At 39.1% G+C, this 5,786-nt stretch carries 5 protein-coding genes; 2 read left to right on the top strand and 3 right to left on the bottom strand.

The annotated features are described in order from the left end of the window. The coding region (locus ACTHJT_RS01875; protein WP_440235962.1) for a vWA domain-containing protein at positions 1 to 687 on the bottom strand (687 nt) is incomplete at its 3' end. 176 nt (positions 688 to 863) lie between these two features. Here ACTHJT_RS01875 and ACTHJT_RS01870 point away from each other — a divergent pair. After that, positions 864 to 2,396, top strand: a complete 1,533-nt coding sequence (locus ACTHJT_RS01870; protein ID WP_440235960.1) for a phospholipase D family protein — start codon at positions 864 to 866, stop codon at positions 2,394 to 2,396. A gap of 67 nt (positions 2,397 to 2,463) precedes the next feature. Here ACTHJT_RS01870 and ACTHJT_RS01865 read toward each other — a convergent pair whose 3' ends face one another. After that, the gene (locus tag ACTHJT_RS01865) at positions 2,464 to 3,150 is read right to left on the bottom strand and encodes a porin family protein (RefSeq protein WP_440235958.1); all 687 of its coding nucleotides are present in this window, start codon (positions 3,148 to 3,150) and stop codon (positions 2,464 to 2,466) included. 266 nt (positions 3,151 to 3,416) lie between these two features. Between ACTHJT_RS01865 and ACTHJT_RS01860 the strand changes: the two genes are divergently transcribed. Then, positions 3,417 to 4,544 carry a DEAD/DEAH box helicase gene (locus ACTHJT_RS01860; protein ID WP_440235957.1) on the top strand — a complete coding sequence of 376 codons (1,128 nt, stop codon included), beginning with the start codon at positions 3,417 to 3,419 and terminating at the stop codon, positions 4,542 to 4,544. Between the two features lie 352 nt (positions 4,545 to 4,896). On the opposite strand, the gene ACTHJT_RS01855 is transcribed toward ACTHJT_RS01860, so the two are convergent. Next, a partial coding sequence (locus ACTHJT_RS01855) for a hypothetical protein (RefSeq protein WP_440235955.1) occupies positions 4,897 to 5,786 on the bottom strand: 890 nt, incomplete at its 5' end.

The raw sequence follows: 5,786 nt of genomic DNA, 5'->3' as shown, positions 1-5,786 counted from the left end.
ATCATTGACAATATCAGTTGGTTTCTGGATGTAGTAATAATTTCCCGCCCCGGCTTCGGCCAGGTCATGCATCAGGTATTCATTGAATTCATGCCCCACACCAAATGTCGATACGCTTACATCATCTTTCTGTGCATAATTCGAAACGATCCGTTCCAGTATATACGGATCTGTTACTCCTTCATTCGGATGTCCATCAGAAAAAAGAAAAACCCTGTTGGTTTTATTTTTGTCGTAATGTACTTTAACTTCACTCATGCCTAAGTCAAGGCCGGCACTGAGATTGGTGGCACCACGCGGACGAATTTCTTCCAGTTTTCTTTTTAATGCTGCTTTATCTGTTACAGGTTCTGCACCATGCAGCAGCACGGCTTCGTGATCGTATAACACAATCGACATAATATCATTGGGTTGTAATTGATCAATCAGATATTCGATGGCTTTTTTTCCGTAATAGATCCGGTCGCCTTCCATAGAGCCGCTGCGATCAAATACAACAGAAATATTCAGCGGAACACGTTGTCCTTTGGCACAACCTTTCAGGTCGAGATATAAATAAGCTTCTTTTTTATCCGGACATAAATAAGGGTTGTCCAGCATTGTTGTCAGCTGGATAGCTGTGTCTTTCTGAGCAAATAAAAGGATTGCCTGAAACAGGAATAGTTGTATTAACAATAGCTTCTTCAAAATCGTTTTCGTTAAAAAGTGAAACAAATGTTAGATTTAATAATTAAGTTTAGAGAAACATCCTGTGGAAATTTTGAGTATGAAAAAAAAGAATAGCATTTCTTTATAATTCATTTATTAGAATTCTATTGGCAGAAGATTTGAGAAAAAGTTTTAAATGAATTATAGGAATCAAAATGAAAATATACCTGAGTCTGCTATTTAGTTATTTACTGTTCGCGTGTTCATCTCCTGTAGCAGAAATTCCTCCGCAGGAAAAAGATTTCTGTGCAGCCATTCATCGGAAAGATTCCCTGCAGCTTTCATCTGTACTTGCACCGTTTCGTGATTCCATGAAAACAAAAACAGGTGTGTATGTACTGGAAGACGGCGGCGGCTCGCTGATCGCCCGCGCCTGGCTGAGCGAGTATGCAGAAAAGACAATCGATATTCAGTATTTTATTTTTTCACCTGATAATGTTGGATTGATTGCCTGTGATTATCTGGTAAAGGCTGCAGACAGAGGTGTAAAGGTACGTATGCTGGTAGATGATATTCTGGTGGATGCTGGTATACATGAAATTTTGACGCTGGATTCGCATGAAAATATTGAGATTAAGATTTATAATCCCGGGATCAATTTGGGAAAGAATATCTTCAATAAGATCGGCAGGTTTACGACAGATTTCAGATCTGCGAATCAGCGCATGCACAACAAAACATTTATTGTAGATCAGCAGGTAGTGATTACCGGCGGAAGAAATATTGCAGATGAATATTTTGACTATGACCATGAATATAATTTTCGCGACCGGGATGTGCTGCTCGTTGGTAAAACAGCAGGAAACGTGCAGCAGTCGTTTGATGCATTCTGGTCGGATGTACTAAGTGTGCCCGTGACACGTCTTGTAAAAGAAGATGAAGCTGTAACGTATACAGACACGGCACGTTTTGAACGCCTGCACCAATACGCCTGCAATCCTGATAATTTCTGGCCGCAGGTGCGTTCCCGCATTGAAGGACTTGATACAGCTTTTGCATCTATTGCTACATCAGGTAAGCTGCGCTGGCTGGACCATGTGCAGTTTGTGTCTGATATTCCGGGGAAAAATGATGGCACACATGGTTTGTCCGGTGGCGGTGTATGTACAGATAGTTTGATCAGTCTTATAAAACGCGCAACCGTTTCGATTGATATACAGTCTCCGTATCTGATCACTACTGAATTGGGGAGGAAGCTATTCAGGGAAGCGGTAGATCGTGGTGTCAGGATTCGTATTCTGACAAACAGTCTGGCATCAACAGATAATCTGGAAGCATTCAGCGGCTATCAGCGCGACCGAAAGGAGCTGCTGGAAACAGGAGTGGAAATCTATGAATTTCGTCCGGATGCAAAGGAACGTTATGAAGTTATGACAGGAGCCTTGCAGGAAAAAATGAACTTCACACCCATCTTTGGTCTGCATGCAAAATCAATGGTGATTGATGGTAAGATTGCTGTTATCGGAACATTTAATCTGGACCCACGTAGTGCCAATCTGAATACCGAGTGTGTGACCATTATCTATTCACAACAGGTTGCTGCAGGTGTGCAGCAAGGCATGGAGATCGAATTTAAACCTGAGAACGCCTGGCATACAACGCTGGAGTTTAATCCTGATAGTGAAGCAGGAGTGAAGAAGGAAATGAAAACCTGGACTAGGAAAGCCGTGCCGAAAGGGATTCTATAAGCTAAAAGAAAACCCTTTGTTGAATGACTCAACAAAGGGTTTTCTTTATAGATATTGGTAGAGTAAATTATTTTCCGCCGAACAGGTAAGCAACACCAATAGTGATGTTTCTGTTATACAGTTTACCATCGTCTTTTCTTGTATCTTCAGCAGCAGAATCTTTGTAGTGAGGTGTTAAGTTAGTTAAACCTAATCCGTAATTAGCAGTAACCACAAATGAAGAAATTTGTGCACCAATACCGAAGTTCAAACCAAAGTCTAATGAGTTCATGTACCAGGTATTGCTTGCACCACCGTTTGATGGAACTTTAGCCATTTTAACAGAACCATCGGAATTACCGAAATCACTTTCAATTTTATATTTACCACCTAAACCTAATGCAGCGTATGGACCTGCAAAAGCCTGAAGCTTGAAGTTATCGCTAACAGGATATTGACCAACAAAGTTAACAGGTAATGATAAGTAGTTGGTATTTACGGTCATTGTAGCACCACTTTGCTCGAATTTAGAACCTACATTGTTAAACAATAATTCAGGTCTGATAGCAAAATAATCATTTAATTGAGCGTTTAACATACCACCTACCTGAAATCCGATTTTGCTTTTAGCATCTTCAGGTAATCCAGAATTTGCATCGGCAGAAATTTTAGAGATGTTAAGACCAAGTTTAGGACCTACTGTAACCTGAGCAAATGTGCTGTTTGCTACGAATAAAAAACCAACGGTTAATGCTGATAAAATAGTTTTTTTCATGGTAAAATATTTTTTTGTTTAAAATTGAGCAATGTTAAATAAATCATACCTAAGAATCCAACTTTTTTTAAGTATATTTTTTTAATCATAGGTATGTTGTGTTTTTGGGCATATTTAAATCGCTGGTAATTAATTATAGTTTTAAAGGTTACATAAAAGGGAGATTTTTTTCAGGAAAAATATTCAAAAAAATGAATTTGAATGCATAGAAACCCTACTGGAAATTAAGCAGCATAGCCTATCTTTGTGACCTAACATTTAAAAATATGTCGTTTGCTTCTCTTGGTTTATCTCCGGCAATATTAAAAGCTATAGAAAAGAATTTTTTCACTACACCATATCCCATCCAGGAATTGGCGATACCTGCTATATTAAAAGGTAAGGATGTATTGGGGATCGCTCAGACAGGTTCAGTAAAAACGGCCGGTTTTGTTCTGCCAATCCTTCAGCAGCTGCAAACTAAACCGTTGGGAAAGAACAGACATATTAATACACTTGTGCTGGTACCAACCCGGGAACTCGCTGTGCAGGTCGGACAGGTTTTTCAGTCGTTCAGTAATGCCTTGCCGAATAGGATTAAATCGTTGGCAGTATTTGGCGGAGTATCCATTAATCCGCAGATGATTCAGCTGCAAGGCGTAGAGGTATTGATTGCTACGCCCGGTCGTTTGCTTGATCTTGTTGATTCGAAAGCAGTATACCTGAGCGAGGTGGAAATGCTGGTCCTGGATGAAGCAGATAAAATGCTGAATCTGGGTTTTAAAGAAGAAATGGCGAAGATTTTTGCTTTGCTTCCTGAAAAGAGACAAAATATTTTATTTTCGGCAACACTCGGTAAAGACATTGATACCATCACCGAGTTTTTATTGCATGACCCGCTTAAGATTGAAGTTGTCCCGGAAGAGCAAAATATTGATCTGATTAATCAGATTGCCTATTCTGTAGAAGATGAAAAGAAAGGACCTTACCTGAGGCATTTAATTAATTCTCAGAAAATGAGTCAGGTACTTGTTTTTACTTCATCTGTTCATAGAGCTGATGCAGTTGTGGAGAAGTTGAAGGCGAATAAGATCCTGGCTGCAGCATTACATAGTAAAAAAAGTCAGGGGGCGCGTACAGATGCGCTTCGTAATTTCAAAACAGGTATGATTCATGTTTTGGTTGCCACAGATTTAATGTCCAGGGGGATCGATATTCCATCCTTACCAGTGGTAATTAATTATGAGCTGCCGCGTTCTCCCAAAGATTACATTCACCGGATAGGTCGTACCGGAAGAGCCGGAACTACAGGTACAGCCATCAGTTTGATAAGCAAGGAAGAAGAACATCATTTTGGTGTAATCCAGAAGAAGATGAAAAAGAAGGTTGAATTACAGCAGCCCGATCAGATATAAAAAATGATGTGTCTTAATTAAAAAAAATCAACGTATTTTTCAGTGGTAAAACCTTATTTAAGCCTTATTAAAGGCTTTTTTTATTTTTTATATGTGATAACATGTAAAAAATCATGTACTTTTTTATAAAAAAATAAACCTTTTTTAAAAACTCCCGTTAGTTAGTATTAGAAAGCAGATGGCTTTTAAAATTAGTCAAAAGTCTTTGAACGGACTGATGAATAAATTTTTCTTCTACTTTTTTCATATTTTTCTTGCTCATTTTTTCCCTAGTAAACTATAAAGACTAGTATGCCACCTGAAGAAATTCAGATGATATGCTAGTCTTTTTAGTGTTTGAGCAAAGCTGGAACTACTCTGCCGGTTTTACCTCAATGGTGTATGAAATACTTTGTTCATTTACCTTTTTCATGGTACTTAATTCTCCGATCGTACCTTGAGTTTCTTCAATAAGGTCGTCGGTATTAAAAGGACCTTTATCATAATCCAAAAAGCGCAGGGAAAGCACATCTTTTTTGCAGGTATAAAATGATCTGCTTGTTGCAGGTTCATTTGTAGTCAATGTGTTTTTTTCAAAAGGAGAGTAGTATAATAATTCTTCTCCGCACCATAGCTGCCAGTATGGATCCGGGAAGCCTGTGCCGCCAAGGGCAAAATCATAACTGCCTGCTGCTTTTTTGCTGGTATTGATTTTTATGGAGTTGATGGTAATCGTATTCAGCTGCAGAACGGGGGCCTGTATGGTTGCAGTATAACTCTGGGTCACGAGTGCTTTCGTTGCGATCCGGTTGATGTGTTTGGTTTCTATACGGCTTGAATCTTTATCAAAGCTGATCGGATATACAAGCAAGGCGATATTCACAGGTTTCAGGCCAGGTTGCAATTCAAGCTTACGGAATGGAATTTCAATTTTTAATGAGCGTTTAGATTCATTTGAGAATACCACATGTTTATCCGGATAGACGATCATGCCTGAAAGTTTAGGCAGGTAAGTCTCTAAATACGAAAAGGGCTTGCCTTCATTCCCTTTGCAGGAGATATCAATGATCAGGGCATCAAAGCCATCTGTATGAAGTTGATCAATCAGCGTTTTATCCAGTTCAACATTAAACTGTACGCTGATGCCTTCTTCTTTTTTATTCACGGCCGTATCTGCTGTGAAGTTTTTTATACGGATTCCTTCAGCAGAAGTGGAGTTTGTATTAGTCAGTTGCAGATTTCCATCTGTATAAGAAGTAGCAT

The organism is Cytophaga sp. (assembly GCF_051961495.1).
Taxonomy (GTDB): domain Bacteria; phylum Bacteroidota; class Bacteroidia; order Cytophagales; family Cytophagaceae; genus Cytophaga.
Note: the sequence above shows the minus strand (reverse complement) of the source record. Positions and strands in the feature narration are given on the sequence as shown.